At 43.1% G+C, this 17548-nt stretch carries 9 protein-coding genes, 9 tRNA genes and 5 rRNA genes (1 of these 23 only partly in view); all 23 read right to left on the bottom strand.

Annotated elements, in window-relative coordinates:
- Positions 1 to 47: 47 nt before the first annotated feature.
- Positions 48 to 524, bottom strand: coding sequence for a 2-C-methyl-D-erythritol 2,4-cyclodiphosphate synthase (ispF, locus tag ACW0JX_RS00550; RefSeq protein WP_000488386.1), 477 nt, complete (start codon positions 522 to 524; stop codon positions 48 to 50).
- 116 nt (positions 525 to 640) lie between these two features.
- Complete coding sequence (gene ispD, locus ACW0JX_RS00545; RefSeq protein ID WP_089170263.1) at positions 641 to 1321, bottom strand: 2-C-methyl-D-erythritol 4-phosphate cytidylyltransferase; 681 nt, start codon at positions 1319 to 1321, stop codon at positions 641 to 643.
- Positions 1322 to 1337: 16 nt separating this feature from the next.
- Positions 1338 to 2441 (bottom strand): PIN/TRAM domain-containing protein, encoded by a 1104-nt coding sequence (locus ACW0JX_RS00540; RefSeq protein ID WP_053565451.1) that lies wholly within the window; start codon positions 2439 to 2441, stop codon positions 1338 to 1340.
- A gap of 160 nt (positions 2442 to 2601) precedes the next feature.
- A complete protein-coding gene (disA, locus tag ACW0JX_RS00535) occupies positions 2602 to 3675 on the bottom strand; it encodes a DNA integrity scanning diadenylate cyclase DisA (RefSeq protein WP_000392164.1) in 1074 nt (357 codons plus the stop codon).
- Positions 3676 to 3678: 3 nt separating this feature from the next.
- Complete coding sequence (gene radA, locus ACW0JX_RS00530) at positions 3679 to 5055, bottom strand: DNA repair protein RadA (protein ID WP_001085199.1); 1377 nt, start codon at positions 5053 to 5055, stop codon at positions 3679 to 3681.
- A 95-nt stretch (positions 5056 to 5150) separates the two neighbouring features.
- A complete protein-coding gene (gene clpC, locus ACW0JX_RS00525; RefSeq protein WP_000971170.1) occupies positions 5151 to 7586 on the bottom strand; it encodes an ATP-dependent protease ATP-binding subunit ClpC in 2436 nt (811 codons plus the stop codon).
- Positions 7587 to 7608: 22 nt separating this feature from the next.
- Complete coding sequence (locus ACW0JX_RS00520; RefSeq protein WP_000050836.1) at positions 7609 to 8673, bottom strand: protein arginine kinase; 1065 nt, start codon at positions 8671 to 8673, stop codon at positions 7609 to 7611.
- Positions 8674 to 8677: 4 nt separating this feature from the next.
- Entirely contained in the window at positions 8678 to 9226 is a 549-nt protein-coding gene (locus tag ACW0JX_RS00515) for a UvrB/UvrC motif-containing protein (RefSeq protein WP_459245251.1), read from the bottom strand.
- Between the two features lie 169 nt (positions 9227 to 9395).
- Entirely contained in the window at positions 9396 to 9857 is a 462-nt protein-coding gene (ctsR, locus tag ACW0JX_RS00510; protein ID WP_001244560.1) for a transcriptional regulator CtsR, read from the bottom strand.
- Between the two features lie 207 nt (positions 9858 to 10064).
- Positions 10065 to 10180 (bottom strand): 5S ribosomal RNA (rrf, locus tag ACW0JX_RS00505).
- A gap of 49 nt (positions 10181 to 10229) precedes the next feature.
- A 23S ribosomal RNA gene (locus tag ACW0JX_RS00500) occupies positions 10230 to 13151 on the bottom strand.
- A gap of 146 nt (positions 13152 to 13297) precedes the next feature.
- Positions 13298 to 14849 (bottom strand): 16S ribosomal RNA (locus ACW0JX_RS00495).
- A 76-nt stretch (positions 14850 to 14925) separates the two neighbouring features.
- A tRNA-Ala gene (locus ACW0JX_RS00490) sits at positions 14926 to 15001 on the bottom strand.
- A 9-nt stretch (positions 15002 to 15010) separates the two neighbouring features.
- Positions 15011 to 15084: transfer RNA gene (locus ACW0JX_RS00485), tRNA-Pro, on the bottom strand.
- An 8-nt stretch (positions 15085 to 15092) separates the two neighbouring features.
- Positions 15093 to 15166: transfer RNA gene (locus ACW0JX_RS00480), tRNA-Arg, on the bottom strand.
- A gap of 3 nt (positions 15167 to 15169) precedes the next feature.
- Positions 15170 to 15258: transfer RNA gene (locus ACW0JX_RS00475), tRNA-Leu, on the bottom strand.
- A gap of 16 nt (positions 15259 to 15274) precedes the next feature.
- Positions 15275 to 15349: transfer RNA gene (locus ACW0JX_RS00470), tRNA-Gly, on the bottom strand.
- A 29-nt stretch (positions 15350 to 15378) separates the two neighbouring features.
- Positions 15379 to 15459 (bottom strand) — tRNA-Leu (locus ACW0JX_RS00465).
- 14 nt (positions 15460 to 15473) lie between these two features.
- Positions 15474 to 15549: transfer RNA gene (locus tag ACW0JX_RS00460), tRNA-Lys, on the bottom strand.
- Positions 15550 to 15562: 13 nt separating this feature from the next.
- Positions 15563 to 15638 (bottom strand) — tRNA-Thr (locus ACW0JX_RS00455).
- Between the two features lie 4 nt (positions 15639 to 15642).
- A tRNA-Val gene (locus ACW0JX_RS00450) sits at positions 15643 to 15718 on the bottom strand.
- 4 nt (positions 15719 to 15722) lie between these two features.
- Positions 15723 to 15838: ribosomal RNA gene (gene rrf, locus ACW0JX_RS00445) — 5S ribosomal RNA — on the bottom strand.
- 101 nt (positions 15839 to 15939) lie between these two features.
- Positions 15940 to 17548 (bottom strand): 23S ribosomal RNA (locus ACW0JX_RS00440); it runs 1313 nt beyond the window's last position.
- The 16S, 23S and 5S rRNA genes sit together here with 9 tRNA genes alongside, the layout of an rRNA operon.

The raw sequence follows: 17548 nt of genomic DNA, 5'->3' as shown, positions 1-17548 counted from the left end.
TTGTACAACAAAAAAATGTGATTATCCATCTTACGAATTAAAAACCATTATTTTTTCTGTAATAATACCACTGCTTGAGAAGCAATTCCTTCTTCCCTACCTGTAAATCCTAATTTTTCTGTTGTAGTTGCCTTTACATTAATGTTATCTATAGACGTTTCTAACAGTTCACTAATACGTTTACGCATACTTTCAATATGCGGTGCCATTTTTGGCTTTTGAGCAATAATTGTACAATCTAAATTCCCTAACTCGTAACCTTGTTCACGCACAAATTCCCAAACTTTTTGCAACAATACAGCTGAATCTGCATCTTTAAAAGCTGGGTCTGTATCAGGAAAATGCTTTCCGATATCTCCTGCTGCAATAGCACCTAAACATGCATCAGCAATCGTATGTAACAATACATCTGCATCTGAATGGCCGATTAATCCTTTCTCGTGTGGAATTGTAATTCCGCCAATAATTAACGGTCTACCTTCTGCAAATTCATGCACGTCAAAACCTTGTCCAATTCGAAACATTCTTTACATCCTCCTTGAGCTAAACCACTGAGCTTTATGACTCTATATTATATCGATATCCTTACAAAGAAAAGCCCGGCCATTGCCGAGCTTTCCTTTGTTATACACCATCACGGCTATTTTTTCAGAACATGAAGGAAACTTTCAGCAATTAGTAAATCCTCTGGAGTCGTCACTTTAATATTATAGTAACTCCCTTCTACTACACCTACTTGCTTTCCAATACGTTCCACGAGACTTGCATCATCTGTACCAAGAAAACAGCTCTGTTTTGCACTTCTATGAGCTTCTAGCAAAAGAGAAACAGAGAACCCTTGCGGTGTTTGTACAGCCTTAAGCTGAGATCGTTCTACCGTTTCGACAACAACACCTTGCTCTACCTTCTTAACTGTATCCTTTACTGGCACTGCACAAATGGAAGCTCCATATTTTTCTGCTGCTGTTAATACATCTTGAATCACTTTATTCGTTACGAATGGGCGCGCTCCGTCATGTACAAGAACGTATTCAACATCACTCGCATGCTGAATCGCGTTATATACACTATCTTGTCTTTCGGCTCCACCCTGAATAAATTGTACCTGTTTTTCAATCGGATACTTCTGCATTAATTCTTCAAAATACGGGCGTTCCTCTTCGTTAATTGCCATAACAATACTGTTGCACGCTTTATCTCTTTCAAAAGCACGTAATGTATGAACGATAATCGGTACTTCATTTATAAGTAAGAACAACTTATTTTTGCCAGCACCCATCCGCTTTCCTTGGCCGGCTGCCGGAATAATTAATGTATACATATTAATAATCCTCTACCTATAATGCTTTTTCTAATAATTTACGTTTTGCGAAAATCATACGACCAGCTGATGTTTGTAATACGCTAGTAACCAGTACATTAAGTTGCGAACCTACATACTCTCTACCATCTTCTACTACAATCATCGTACCATCATCTAAGTACGCAACACCTTGGTTTTGCTCTTTACCATCTTTCACAACATAAACATTTAATTCTTCGCCAGGGAGTACAACTGGTTTAATTGCATTAGCTAAATCATTAATGTTTAACACTGTTACTCCTTGTAATTCAGAAACTTTATTTAAGTTAAAATCATTCGTTACTACAGTTCCACCGGTGATTTTTGCTAACTTTACAAGTTTGCTATCCACCTCTTGGATATCCTCGAAATCGCCTTCATAAATTTCTACCGGAATCGGCATCTCTTTTTGAATACGATTTAAAATGTCTAGTCCTCTGCGACCACGATTACGCTTTAAAGCATCGGAAGAATCGGCAATATGCTGAAGCTCTTCTAATACGAATTGTGGAATCACAATTGTTCCTTCCAAAAACTTCGTTTGGCAAATGTCAGCAATACGTCCATCGATAATTACACTCGTATCGAGAATTTTCCAATGAGTCGTAGATTTTTCTGCTTCTGCCTCTTCGTTCTCGCTATTATTTTTCTTCTTACCTCCGCGTTGGGGTAATGTAAATAATCCTAGCAATTCATTCCTCTTTTTAAATCCTACTTGGAATCCTAAATATCCAAGTAAAAGAGTGAAGAACACTTGCAATACCGTACTAATAACCGGAATTGTAAATTCACGAATCGGTATTAAAATTAAATATGCAACAATAAGACCAGAGATCAATCCTAATGTACCAAATAAAACATCTGCTACAGGCGCCTTTACAAGAGCCTCTTCAATATGCTTAATAAGTTGAACAATATAATCTACAAGCCAAAATGTTGTTAAAAATAAAATAATTGCACCAATAATCGCACGAACATACGATCCTTCCAATAAAGGAACAGCACCGATGTCTAATACATTAATAACTTTTGGGATTAAGTAAATCCCTAACGCTCCCCCGATCACTAGAAAGAAGAGCTGTACGATCCGTTTTAACATCCAACCACCTCCTACTCATTATTAACCATTGTTTCGCTAATCAAAACGCCGAATGCAAAAGCGGACGTGTTTTTTTATAAATAGTTTTATTTACCAATATATCATATCATATACCAAAAATGTTCTAGTGTCGTTATATTATGGAATCAATGTAATATTCTTAATTGTGTCTACTCATATATAGATGCTCTTGAATTCTTTTTAGGCCTTCTCGTATTTTCTTCGCCCTTACTTCCCCAATTCCTTCCACATCATCCAATTCATGAATAGTCGCGCGACAAACTCCTTGCAACGTTTTGAATCGATTAATTAAATTTTCAATGATAAGTGGCGGAACACGAGAGATTTTGCTTGTAATTCGATATCCCCTTGGCGTCACACTTTCTTCTAAACTGGTTTGCCCTGGGTAACCAAGTAATTTAACTAAATCACTATCCTCTAAAAGTTGTGTATTTGCAAGGTCCTGTAACTTTTTCAAAATTTGATGATGGTCTTGTGTTTTCTCCTGATGGTAATCTTTAATTAACAATGCTGCCTCTGCTTCTAAATCAGCTAGTAATTCTGTAAGCTGTAAACGAATTAACCTACCTTCTGTTCCTAGCTCATGAATATAGCTCAATATTTCATTTTTAATACGCAGTACCATTTCAACACTATGTAAAACGTGAACTACCTCAGACATTGTAACGACCTCTTCAAATTCTAGAATGCCCAAATTCGTAATACCATCATTCCATACAGCCTTATATTTTTCTAACGTTTGAATAGCTTGGTTTGCCTTTGTTAAAATAACCCCTATATCTTTTAGTGTATAACGTAAGTTCCCTTGATATAGCGTAATTACGTTACGTCTTTGTGAAATGGCCACAACAAGGCTGCCCGTCTGCTTCGCTACACGTTCTGCTGTTCGGTGACGCATACCGGTTTCAATAGAATCAATAGATGCCTCTGGAACTAACTGTGCATTCGCTATTAAAATTTTACTTCCCGTTTCATTTAAAATAAGTGCCCCGTCCATTTTTGCTAATTCATATAAACTAGCAGGAGAGAATGCACAATTAATGTGAAAACCACCATCCACAATACTTTTAATCTGCTCATTATATCCAAGAACAATTAGCCCCCCTGTTTGTGCGCGAAGTACATTATCTATCCCTTCACGCAGTGGTGTTCCTGGGGCCACGAGCTGTAAAATATTAATCATACTTTTGACACGTTGCTTATTTTCTTCCATAGCCTAGCCTCCTAATGTCAAACGAAGCGCTTCTCCTAAATTAGAAACACCTACAACCTCAATCCCATCCGGAATTGTCCATCCTCCTAAGTTTTTTCTAGGAATAATAACACGTTGAAATCCTAATTTAGCCGCTTCTTGTACACGTTGTTCGATTCTTGATACTCTTCTTATTTCTCCAGTTAATCCTACTTCTCCTATTACTGCATCAGTTGGTGCCGTAGATTTATCCCTAAAACTTGAGGCTATACTTAAAGCCACTGCTAAATCAATTGCCGGTTCGTCTAATTTCAAACCACCAGCTACTTTTAAATATGCATCTTGATTTTGCAATAGTAAACCTGTTCTTTTTTCTAATACTGCCATAATAAGCGAAACACGGTTATGATCAATTCCCGTCGCCATTCTTCGAGGATTTCCAAAACTAGTAGGGGAGATTAATGCTTGTATTTCTACTAAAACCGGTCTTGTTCCTTCCATTGAAGCAACTACTGTTGATCCTGCAACACCAACCGGCCTTTCCTCAAGGAAGATTTCAGAAGGATTTAAAACTTCCGCAAGACCAAGCTCTTTCATTTCAAAGATACCCATTTCATTCGTGGAACCAAAACGGTTCTTCACAGCCCGTAAAATACGATACGTATGGTGTCGATCTCCTTCAAAGTAAAGAACTGCATCGACCATATGTTCTAACATACGAGGTCCTGCAATTGCTCCTTCTTTTGTCACATGCCCGACAATGAAAATAGGGATTCCTTTTGTTTTTGCAAGTTTCATTAATTCCGCTGTACATTCACGTACTTGTGCCACACTTCCTGGTGCTGACGTCACTTCAGGTAAATGTATCGTTTGAATAGAATCAATAACAACAAAAGCTGGATTCATCTCTTCAATATGTGCTGCAATACGCTGCAGGTCTGTCTCTGCTACAACAAATAGATTGCTACCCTTTACATGCAAACGATCTGCACGAAGTTTAATCTGCTTTGCCGACTCCTCACCCGATATGTATAATACATCATATGAAGAATCTGCTAATTGTGATGAAATCTGTAATAGTAATGTTGATTTTCCAATCCCAGGGTCTCCACCAATAAGCACTAAGGACCCATCTACAATTCCACCACCAAGCACACGATTAAACTCTTGAAATTCCGTTTCAATACGTGCCTCAGACTTTGTTTCTACTTCGGTAAGACGTCTTGGTTTTGTTACTTCCGTTTGAATTGCATTCGCGTAATTAAGGCGCCTAGATGATACAACTGGCTCCATTTCTTCAACAAGTGTATTCCATTGACCACATCCAGGACATTTACCCATATATTTTGGTGACTGATAACCACATTCTTGACATATAAATTTCGTTTTCTTTTTAGCCATACCTTTTTATAGTTCACTTCACTTTCGTCTATAAACGTTTATCCTTCTCGTACAAGAAAGAGGGCTATCGCGTAGCCCTCTTTGTTTGTCTATACTTATTTTACCTTTTCCGCACTATGAATGACAAATGATTCTCCTTCTACATCAAAGATAACTTTTTGTCCTTTCTCAATAGCACCTTTTAAAAGTTCTTCTGATAGTCTATCTTCTACATGTTTCTGAATTGCTCTGCGAAGTGGACGAGCGCCATACTCACGATCAAATCCTTTATCTGCAATAGCTGAAATTGCCCCTTCCGTTAAGTGCAATTCGATTTCTTGTTCTTTTAAGCGATTAACTAACTGATTTACCATAAGAGTTACAATCTCTTGAATATGTTTTTTCTCAAGCATATGGAATACGATAATTTCATCAATACGGTTTAAGAATTCTGGACGAAATGCCTTTTTCAGCTCATCCATTACTTTACCTTTCATATCCGAATAATCACGGCTTTCATCTTGTACATTAAATCCAAGATGTTTGTTACGTTTTAACGCCTCGGCACCAACGTTAGACGTCATAATAACAATCGTATTACGGAAATCAACTGTACGTCCTTTAGAATCTGTTAAACGACCATCTTCTAATACTTGTAGTAAAATATTAAACACATCCGGATGAGCTTTCTCTACCTCATCTAATAAGACAACTGAATATGGCTTGCGACGAACTTTCTCTGTTAATTGTCCACCTTCTTCATATCCAACATATCCTGGAGGAGAACCAACTAAACGGGAAGTAGAATGCTTCTCCATGTATTCTGACATATCGATGCGAATCATTGCATCTTCATCACCGAACATAGATTCTGCTAGTGCTCTTGCAAGTTCTGTTTTACCTACACCTGTTGGCCCTAAGAAAATAAATGAACCAATTGGGCGCTTCGGATCTTTTAATCCTGCTCTTGCACGACGAACAGCTTTTGCTACAGCTACTACTGCTTCATCTTGACCAATCAAACGATCATGGAGAATGGATTCTAAATTTAATAATTTATCAGTCTCTGTTTGTGCAAGTTTAGAAACTGGGATACGCGTCCATGTAGAAACGACATTTGCAATATCTTCTACCGTAACCTCTGAATTTTCTTTTCCTTGTTGCTCTTTCCATTGACGTTTTGTATCTTCTAACTTCTCACGTAAGCGTTGCTCCATATCACGTAAGGATGCAGCCTTTTCAAATTCTTGACTTTGTACAGCTGCATCTTTTTCTTTTCGAATCTCCTCAAGCTTCACTTCAAGCTCTTTTAAGTTTGGTGGTGTTGTATAAGAACGTAAGCGAACTTTTGAAGCAGCTTCATCAATTAAATCAATTGCTTTATCTGGTAAAAAGCGATCTGTAATATAACGATCTGAAAGTTTTACAGCTGCATCAATAGCGTCATCTGTAATAGATACACGGTGATGCGCCTCATAACGATCACGTAAACCTTTCAAGATTTGAATCGATTCTTCTAAACTTGGCTCATCAACATGAATTGGTTGAAAACGTCTTTCTAAAGCCGCGTCTTTTTCAATATATTTACGATACTCATCTAAAGTTGTTGCCCCAATACATTGTAACTCTCCTCGTGCTAAAGATGGTTTTAAAATATTCGATGCATCGATTGCACCTTCTGCTCCACCTGCACCAATTAATGTATGAAGCTCATCAATAAATAGAATAATATTGCCTGCTTGGCGAATTTCATCCATCACTTTCTTTAAACGATCTTCAAATTCACCGCGATATTTCGTTCCAGCTACCACTGTACCCATATCTAGTGTCATAACACGCTTATCTCTTAAAGTTTCAGGAACTTCATTATTTACAATTTGCTGTGCTAATCCTTCTGCAATTGCCGTTTTACCTACACCAGGCTCACCAATTAATACTGGGTTGTTTTTCGTTCTACGGCTTAATACCTCAATTACACGTTGAATTTCTTTACCACGTCCAATAACAGGGTCTAAGCGATTTTCACGCGCAACAACTGTTAAGTCCCTTGCTAAACTGTCAAGTGTCGGTGTATTTGCATTTGATGCTGAACCACCTTGATGACCTGAACTAGCTTCATTACTTCCAAGAAGTTGTAAAACTTGTTGTCTTGCTTTATTTAGACTTACACCTAAATTATTTAAAACACGTGCGGCTACACCTTCACCTTCACGGATTAAACCGAGTAAAATGTGTTCTGTTCCAACGTAAGAATGGCCTAGCTTACGCGCTTCATCCATAGATAATTCAATAACCTTTTTAGCACGAGGTGTATAATGTACAGTTTGAGAAGCTTCTGTTCCACGCCCAATTAACGCTTCTACTTCTTTTTGAACTTTCTCTGGACTTAATCCAAGAGCAATTAATGCTTTTGCTGCAATTCCTTCACCTTCGCGTACAAGCCCAAGTAAAATATGTTCTGTTCCAATATTATTATGCCCAATACGAATTGCTTCCTCTTGAGATAAAGCTAATACTTTCTGTGCTCTTTCTGTAAATCTTCCAAACATCATAGAAATCGCCTCCTACTTGCGCTTAGTTTTTTTCAATACGTAATCGCTCACGGATTAAGGTTGCTCTTCGATAATCTCTTTCTTCTGGCCCTAAAGGTCCACCTGCGTATTGTTGTAAAATACCTGGTTGCGTAAGAACCATTAGCTCAGTCAAAATATTTCTCGATATACCTTTTATATATCCTAGATCAATACCAAGTCGTACATCCGATAAGCAATTGGCTGCTTCTGCAGATTGAATTAAACGACTGTTTGCTAGTATGCCGTAAGAACGATAAACCTTATCTTCAAGTTCAATACTTGAATTTTGTACAATTAATTCTCTAGCTATTTTTTCTTGCTGTATAATTTGTTGAATGACACTCTTTAAATCTGCAATAATATCTTCTTCAGACTTTCCTAGCGTCATTTGATTTGAAACTTGAAATATATTACCTAACGCTTCGCTACCTTCACCGTATATTCCTCTTACTACTAACCCTAATTTTTGAATTACTTGTATAATACGGCTAATTCTTTTTGTTAAAACCAGTCCCGGTAAATGAATCATCACAGAAGCTCTTAACCCTGTGCCAACATTAGTAGGACAACTTGTAATATATCCAAGTGACTCATCAAAAGCGTATTCAACTTCTTTCTCAATCCAATTATCTATTTGATTGGCGCTTTGAAGCGCCTCTGATAACTGTAATCCTGAAAATAGGCACTGAATCCGAATATGGTCTTCTTCATTAAGCATAACACTAATATGTTCACTTTCTGATAGTAGACATGCTCCATATTCTGTCCCTGCAAGATTTGGACTAATTAAATGCTTTTCGACTAAAACTCTCCTTTGAAGAGGGGTTAATTCATTCATCTTTAATAGTCCAAACTCCCCAAAGGACCCTACTGCTTTATTTATAAATTTCTTTTTGAATAATTCATGAATCTGTTTAGCTTCTTCTTCGTTTTGCATAGTGGAAAATTGATATTGTTTAAAATTACGAGCCAAACGAATTCGACTACTTAAAACAATATCAGAATCAGGGCCATCCCCCTTCATCCATGGACTAATTGCTTCGTTCATAATTTTGTCCAGTGACATAGAATTATTCCCCCTCCCTATGCTCACTAAGCTGTATTTCAAGACCTCGGATTTTATCCCTTACCTCTGCAGCTTTCTCAAATTCCTCTTTCTGTACGTATTGTTTCAGAATAAGTTTTAGTTCATCTAATTCTTTCTTTAAGTGGATATTTCCTTCTATACGTTCCGGAATTTTTCCACAATTTTCTGTATGCCCACCGTGAAGGCGTTTTAATAATGGCTTTAAATGCTCCTTAAATGTATCGTAACAAGAAGAACAGCCAAAACGTCCGACTTTTGTAAATTGTTCATATGTCATCTTACAATCTGGACACCTTACTATATCTGCATTTGAAAATCCATTTTTTCCTTCTTCAAACATTGTTGATTCACCGTGTAATAAACCAGCAAATAAATCATGAAATGAAAAGTTAGACTGCGATGATTGAAAGAAAGACGTATAGCCACTTTGCTCTGCACATTGCTCACAAAGATGAACTTCCGCCTTCTTCTCGTTAATTACTTTTGTATAATGTAAAGTTGCTGGTCTTATGTTACAGTTTTGACAAGTCATCACTATCCCACCTTTACAACAGGAACGCTCTATCTCATGGTACTTTTCATACATTACTAGATTGTTCGCTTTCCTGAATCCATTTAAATAAAAGTGCATGTTCTTTTTCAAAACTTCTACAATATTTAACTGCTTTATCTTAGTTATCAATCTTTTACAAAAGTTATATTTATTTATATTTCAGTGTTCTTAACATTGCGCATAATATTCGAGCCCTAAGTTCATCTCGAGAAGGAACATCCATTGATAATACAGAACGGTCTATTACACTTAACATCAGTTTCGCTTCACGATTTGTTATGATTCCCTCTTCTATTAAACGTATAATCATACTTTCTGCATTCCCTTGCGCAACGCTATGATCAATCATATGAAGCATTTGATCAATAATGTCTATATCATCATGCAGTTTGACTTTTATAATGCGAATGTAACCTCCTCCACCACGTTTACTTTCTACTACAAATCCTCTTTCTAACGTAAAACGGGTATTGATTACATAATTGATTTGAGATGGTACGCACTCGAATCGATCCGCAATCTCATTTCTCTTGATTTCAATCACATTATTATTACTTAAGTCAATAACTTGCTTTAGATATTGCTCAATGATATCAGATATATTTCTCATTTATCCGCCACCTTTATTGACTTTGACTATCTTTGACTTTAATTATATACGTATTAATAAAATTTGCAACTCTTTTGCTTATTCACTATCCTAGCCACATTCCCTTGTATTTAAACAAAATATGAATACTTTAAACACATTTTTTATTACTATGGATTATAAAATAAAACACGAAAAAACACGAGTCATTTGACTCGTGTTTTAGTTGCTTGGCGACGTCCTACTCTCACAGGGACAAGGTCCCAACTACCATCGGCGCTAGAGAGCTTAACTTCCGTGTTCGGTATGGGAACGGGTGTGACCTCTCTGCCATCATCACCAAACTATGAAGGCATATTCCTTCAAAACTAGATAACATTTGCTACATATTATATGGTTAAGTCCTCGATCTATTAGTATTCGTCAGCTCCACATGTCACCATGCTTCCACCTCGAACCTATCAACCTGATCATCTTTCAGGGATCTTACTAGCTTACGCTATGGGAAATCTCATCTTGAGGGGGGCTTCATGCTTAGATGCTTTCAGCACTTATCCCTTCCGCACATAGCTACCCAGCTATGCCCTTGGCAGAACAACTGGTACACCAGCGGTGCGTCCATCCCGGTCCTCTCGTACTAAGGACAGCTCCTCTCAAATTTCCTACGCCCACGACGGATAGGGACCGAACTGTCTCACGACGTTCTGAACCCAGCTCGCGTACCGCTTTAATGGGCGAACAGCCCAACCCTTGGGACCGACTACAGCCCCAGGATGCGATGAGCCGACATCGAGGTGCCAAACCTCCCCGTCGATGTGGACTCTTGGGGGAGATAAGCCTGTTATCCCCGGGGTAGCTTTTATCCGTTGAGCGATGGCCCTTCCATGCGGAACCACCGGATCACTAAGCCCGACTTTCGTCCCTGCTCGACTTGTAGGTCTCGCAGTCAAGCTCCCTTATGCCTTTGCACTCTACGAATGATTTCCAACCATTCTGAGGGAACCTTTGGGCGCCTCCGTTACACTTTAGGAGGCGACCGCCCCAGTCAAACTGCCCACCTGACACTGTCTCCCGGGTCGATAAGACCCGTAGGTTAGAATTTCAATACAGTCAGGGCGGTATCCCACCAGCGCCTCCACCGAAGCTAGCGCTCCGGTTTCAATGGCTCCCGCCTATCCTGTACAAACTGTACCAAAATTCAATATCAGGCTACAGTAAAGCTCCACGGGGTCTTTCCGTCCTGTCGCGGGTAACCTGCATCTTCACAGGTACTATAATTTCACCGAGTCTCTGGTTGAGACAGTGCCCAAATCGTTACACCTTTCGTGCGGGTCGGAACTTACCCGACAAGGAATTTCGCTACCTTAGGACCGTTATAGTTACGGCCGCCGTTTACTGGGGCTTCAGTTCAGAGCTTCGCTTACGCTAACCCCTCTCCTTAACCTTCCAGCACCGGGCAGGTGTCACCCCCTATACTTCGCCTTACGGCTTCGCAGAGAGCTGTGTTTTTGCTAAACAGTCGCTTGGGCCTATTCACTGCGGCTTTCCGTTAAGAAAGCACCCCTTCTCCCGAAGTTACGGGGTCATTTTGCCGAGTTCCTTAACCAGAGTTCTCTCGCACACCTTAGGATTCTCTCCTCGCCTACCTGTGTCGGTTTGCGGTACAGGCACCTTTTATCTCGCTAGAAGCTTTTCTTGGCAGCGGGGAATCAAAGACTTCGCTCCATAAGGAGCTTCCCCATCACAGCTCAGCCTTCACGATAAGCGGATTTGCCTACTTATCAGCCTAACTGCTTGGACGTGCACAACCAATCGCACGCTTCTTCTATCCTTCTGCGTCCCTCCATTGCTCAAACGATAAAGAGGTGGTACAGGAATATCAACCTGTTGTCCATCGCCTACGCCTGTCGGCCTCGGCTTAGGTCCTGACTAACCCTGAGCGGACGAGCCTTCCTCAGGAAACCTTAGGCATTCGGTGGACGGGATTCTCACCCGTCTTTCGCTACTCATACCGGCATTCTCACTTCTAAGCGCTCCACCAGTCCTTCCGGTCTGACTTCACTGCACTTAGAACGCTCCCCTACCACTGATACCATTGGTATCAATTCGCAGCTTCGGTGGTGTATTTAGCCCCGGTACATTTTCGGCGCAGAGTCACTCGACTAGTGAGCTATTACGCACTCTTTAAATGGTGGCTGCTTCTAAGCCAACATCCTAGTTGTCTAAGCAACTCCACATCCTTTTCCACTTAATACACACTTTGGGACCTTAGCTGGCGATCTGGGCTGTTTCCCTCTTGACTACGGATCTTATCACTCGCAGTCTGACTCCTAAGGATAAGTCATTGGCATTCGGAGTTTGACTGAATTCGGTAATCCGATGAGGACCCCTAGTTCAATCAGTGCTCTACCTCCAAGACTCTTACACTTAAGGCTAGCCCTAAAGCTATTTCGGGGAGAACCAGCTATCTCCAGGTTCGATTGGAATTTCTCCGCTACCCACACCTCATCCCCGCACTTTTCAACGTGCGTGGGTTCGGGCCTCCATTCAGTGTTACCTGAACTTCACCCTGGACATGGGTAGATCACCTGGTTTCGGGTCTACGACCACGTACTAAACGCCCTATTCAGACTCGCTTTCGCTGCGGCTCCGCCTCTTCAGCTTAACCTCGCACGGGATCGTAACTCGCCGGTTCATTCTACAAAAGGCACGCCATCACCCATTAACGGGCTCTGACTATTTGTAGGCACACGGTTTCAGGATCTCTTTCACTCCCCTTCCGGGGTGCTTTTCACCTTTCCCTCACGGTACTGGTTCACTATCGATCACTAGGGAGTATTTAGCCTTGGGAGATGGTCCTCCCAGATTCCGACGGAATTTCACGTGTTCCGCCGTACTCAGGATACATTCAAGAGAGAACGAAGTTTCGACTACGGGGTTGTTACCCTCTACGACGGACCTTTCCAGGTCGCTTCGTCTACCTCGTTCCTTTGTAACTCCGTATAGAATGTCCTACAACCCCAAGAGGCAAGCCTCTTGGTTTGGGCTATGTTCCGTTTCGCTCGCCGCTACTCAGGAAATCGCATTTGCTTTCTCTTCCTCCAGGTACTTAGATGTTTCAGTTCCCTGGGTCTGTCTTCCATACCCTATGTATTCAGGTAAGGATACCATACCATTACGTATAGTGGGTTTCCCCATTCGGAAATCTTCGGATCAAAGCTTACTTACAGCTCCCCGAAGCATATCGGCGTTAGTCCCGTCCTTCATCGACTCCTAGTGTCAAGGCATCCACCGTGCGCCCTTTCTAACTTAACCAAACTAAAAATTAAAAAATATGAGCTACACTGTTATCTAGTTTTCAAAGAACATACATTTATATATGAGAGATAGTTCTCTCAAAACTGAACAAAACGAAACACGGAAACTTATATTGATGAACAGCGTTCATCAATTCTCCATAGAAAGGAGGTGATCCAGCCGCACCTTCCGATACGGCTACCTTGTTACGACTTCACCCCAATCATCTGTCCCACCTTAGGCGGCTGGCTCCAAAAAGGTTACCCCACCGACTTCGGGTGTTACAAACTCTCGTGGTGTGACGGGCGGTGTGTACAAGGCCCGGGAACGTATTCACCGCGGCATGCTGATCCGCGATTACTAGCGATTCCAGCTTCATGTAGGCGAGTTGCAGCCTACAATCCGAACTGAGAACGGTTTTATGAGATTAGCTCCACCTCGCGGTCTTGCAGCTCTTTGTACCGTCCATTGTAGCACGTGTGTAGCCCAGGTCATAAGGGGCATGATGATTTGACGTCATCCCCACCTTCCTCCGGTTTGTCACCGGCAGTCACCTTAGAGTGCCCAACTTAATGATGGCAACTAAGATCAAGGGTTGCGCTCGTTGCGGGACTTAACCCAACATCTCACGACACGAGCTGACGACAACCATGCACCACCTGTCACTCTGCTCCCGAAGGAGAAGCCCTATCTCTAGGGTTTTCAGAGGATGTCAAGACCTGGTAAGGTTCTTCGCGTTGCTTCGAATTAAACCACATGCTCCACCGCTTGTGCGGGCCCCCGTCAATTCCTTTGAGTTTCAGCCTTGCGGCCGTACTCCCCAGGCGGAGTGCTTAATGCGTTAACTTCAGCACTAAAGGGCGGAAACCCTCTAACACTTAGCACTCATCGTTTACGGCGTGGACTACCAGGGTATCTAATCCTGTTTGCTCCCCACGCTTTCGCGCCTCAGTGTCAGTTACAGACCAGAAAGTCGCCTTCGCCACTGGTGTTCCTCCATATCTCTACGCATTTCACCGCTACACATGGAATTCCACTTTCCTCTTCTGCACTCAAGTCTCCCAGTTTCCAATGACCCTCCACGGTTGAGCCGTGGGCTTTCACATCAGACTTAAGAAACCACCTGCGCGCGCTTTACGCCCAATAATTCCGGATAACGCTTGCCACCTACGTATTACCGCGGCTGCTGGCACGTAGTTAGCCGTGGCTTTCTGGTTAGGTACCGTCAAGGTGCCAGCTTATTCAACTAGCACTTGTTCTTCCCTAACAACAGAGTTTTACGACCCGAAAGCCTTCATCACTCACGCGGCGTTGCTCCGTCAGACTTTCGTCCATTGCGGAAGATTCCCTACTGCTGCCTCCCGTAGGAGTCTGGGCCGTGTCTCAGTCCCAGTGTGGCCGATCACCCTCTCAGGTCGGCTACGCATCGTTGCCTTGGTGAGCCGTTACCTCACCAACTAGCTAATGCGACGCGGGTCCATCCATAAGTGACAGCCGAAGCCGCCTTTCAATTTCGAACCATGCGGTTCAAAATGTTATCCGGTATTAGCCCCGGTTTCCCGGAGTTATCCCAGTCTTATGGGCAGGTTACCCACGTGTTACTCACCCGTCCGCCGCTAACTTCTTGAGAGCAAGCTCTCAATCCATTCGCTCGACTTGCATGTATTAGGCACGCCGCCAGCGTTCATCCTGAGCCAGGATCAAACTCTCCAATAAAGTTAGTTTGTCTAGCATCTAAAAATAAAAATTGACGTTTCACGTTGTTTGTTTCGTTCAGTTTTCAAAGAACTAATGGTGGAGCCTAGCGGGATCGAACCGCTGACCTCCTGCGTGCAAGGCAGGCGCTCTCCCAGCTGAGCTAAGGCCCCAAACAAGTATCGGGAAGACAGGATTTGAACCTGCGACCCCCTGGTCCCAAACCAGGTGCTCTACCAAGCTGAGCCACTTCCCGAAAGAAAACGCGCCCGAGAGGAGTCGAACCCCTAACCTCTTGATCCGTAGTCAAACGCTCTATCCAATTGAGCTACGGGCGCATATGGTGCCGAGGGCGGGGGTCGAACCCGCACGGTGGTCACCCACCGCAGGATTTTAAGTCCTGTGCGTCTGCCTGTTCCGCCACCCCGGCATGTCATATTGAAAATTGGAGCGGAAGACGGGATTCGAACCCGCGACCCCAACCTTGGCAAGGTTGTATTCTACCACTGAACTACTTCCGCAAGACATGTTTGAGATATTTTATTAAAAGTGCGGGTGAAGGGAGTCGAACCCCCACGCCAAAGGCGCTAGATCCTAAGTCTAGTGCGTCTGCCAATTCCGCCACACCCGCATATTTCATTAAAATGGTGAGCCATGAAGGATTCGAACCTTCGACCCTCTGATTAAAAGTCAGATGCTCTACCAACTGAGCTAATGGCTCTCAAAATTAAAACTGGTGCCGACTAGAGGACTTGAACCCCCAACCTACTGATTACAAGTCAGTTGCTCTACCAATTGAGCTAAGTCGGCTAAATGGTGGAGGATGACGGGATCGAACCGCCGACCCCCTGCTTGTAAGGCAGGTGCTCTCCCAGCTGAGCTAATCCTCCGTTTGCCTGGCAACGTCCTACTCTCACAGGGACAAGGTCCCAACTACCATCGGCGCTAGAGAGCTTAACTTCCGTGTTCGGTATGGGAACGGGTGTGACCTCTCTGCCATCATTACCAGACTGTATTCATTTAAGACAAGAATTATTGTAACTCATTTAACTTCTAAAGTCAACAAGTTTTTTATATTCTTTCAAAACTAGATAACATTGCTACATATTATATGGTTAAGTCCTCGATCTATTAGTATTCGTCAGCTCCACATGTCACCACGCTTCCACCTCGAACCTATCAACCTGATCATCTTTCAGGGATCTTACTAGCTTACGCTATGGGAAATCTCATCTTGAGGGGGGCTTCATGCTTAGATGCTTTCAGCACTTATCCCTTCCGCACATAGCTACCCAGCTATGCCCTTGGCAGAACAACTGGTACACCAGCGGTGCGTCCATCCCGGTCCTCTCGTACTAAGGACAGCTCCTCTCAAATTTCCTACGCCCACGACGGATAGGGACCGAACTGTCTCACGACGTTCTGAACCCAGCTCGCGTACCGCTTTAATGGGCGAACAGCCCAACCCTTGGGACCGACTACAGCCCCAGGATGCGATGAGCCGACATCGAGGTGCCAAACCTCCCCGTCGATGTGGACTCTTGGGGGAGATAAGCCTGTTATCCCCGGGGTAGCTTTTATCCGTTGAGCGATGGCCCTTCCATGCGGAACCACCGGATCACTAAGCCCGACTTTCGTCCCTGCTCGACTTGTAGGTCTCGCAGTCAAGCTCCCTTATGCCTTTGCACTCTACGAATGATTTCCAACCATTCTGAGGGAACCTTTGGGCGCCTCCGTTACACTTTAGGAGGCGACCGCCCCAGTCAAACTGCCCACCTGACACTGTCTCCCGGGTCGATAAGACCCGTAGGTTAGAATTTCAATACAGTCAGGGCGGTATCCCACCAGCGCCTCCACCGAAGCTAGCGCTCCGGTTTCAATGGCTCCCGCCTATCCTGTACAAACTGTACCAAAATTCAATATCAGGCTACAGTAAAGCTCCACGGGGTCTTTCCGTCCTGTCGCGGGTAACCTGCATCTTCACAGGTACTATAATTTCACCGAGTCTCTGGTTGAGACAGTGCCCAAATCGTTACACCTTTCGTGCGGGTCGGAACTTACCCGACAAGGAATTTCGCTACCTTAGGACCGTTATAGTTACGGCCGCCGTTTACTGGGGCTTCAGTTCAGAGCTTCGCTTACGCTAACCCCTCTCCTTAACCTTCCAGCACCGGGCAGGTGTCACCCCCTATACTTCGCCTTACGGCTTCGCAGAGAGCTGTGTTTTTGCTAAACAGTCGCTTGGGCCTATTCACTGCGGCTTTCCGTTAAGAAAGCACCCCTTCTCCCGAAGTTACGGGGTCATTTTGCCGAGTTCCTTAACCAGAGTTCTCTCGCACACCTTAGGATTCTCTCCTCGCCTACCTGTGTCGGTTTGCGGTACAGGCACCTTTTATCTCGCTAGAAGCTTTTCTTGGCAGCGGGGAATCAAAGACTTCGCTCCATAAGGAGCTTCCCCATCACAGCTCAGCCTTCACGATAAGCGGATTTGCCTACTTATCAGCCTAACTGCTTGGACGTGCACAACCAATCGCACGCTTCTTCTATCCTTCTGCGTCCCTCCATTGCTCAAACGATAAAGAGGTGGTACAGGAATATCAACCTGTTGTCCATCGCCTACGCCTGTCGGCCTCGGCTTAGGTCCTGACTAACCCTGAGCGGACGAGCCTTCCTCAGGAAACCTTAGGCATTCGGTGGACGGGATTCTCACCCGTCTTTCG

This window comes from Bacillus sp. C-3-6 (assembly GCF_054509685.1).
This window is presented reverse-complemented; position numbering and strand designations above follow the sequence as displayed.

Coding starts and splice junctions, on each gene's coding strand:
- ispF (WP_000488386.1), bottom strand. CDS start 524: ATGTTTCGAATTGGACAAGGTTTTGACGTGCATGAATTTGCAGAAGGT.
- ispD (WP_089170263.1), bottom strand. CDS start 1,321: ATGTATACATTAATTATTCCGGCAGCCGGCCAAGGAAAGCGGATGGGT.
- ACW0JX_RS00540 (WP_053565451.1), bottom strand. CDS start 2,441: ATGTTAAAACGGATCGTACAGCTCTTCTTTCTAGTGATCGGGGGAGCG.
- disA (WP_000392164.1), bottom strand. CDS start 3,675: ATGGAAGAAAATAAGCAACGTGTCAAAAGTATGATTAATATTTTACAG.
- radA (WP_001085199.1), bottom strand. CDS start 5,055: ATGGCTAAAAAGAAAACGAAATTTATATGTCAAGAATGTGGTTATCAG.
- clpC (WP_000971170.1), bottom strand. CDS start 7,586: ATGATGTTTGGAAGATTTACAGAAAGAGCACAGAAAGTATTAGCTTTA.
- ACW0JX_RS00520 (WP_000050836.1), bottom strand. CDS start 8,673: ATGTCACTGGACAAAATTATGAACGAAGCAATTAGTCCATGGATGAAG.
- ACW0JX_RS00515 (WP_459245251.1), bottom strand. CDS start 9,226: ATGACTTGTCAAAACTGTAACATAAGACCAGCAACTTTACATTATACA.
- ctsR (WP_001244560.1), bottom strand. CDS start 9,857: ATGAGAAATATATCTGATATCATTGAGCAATATCTAAAGCAAGTTATT.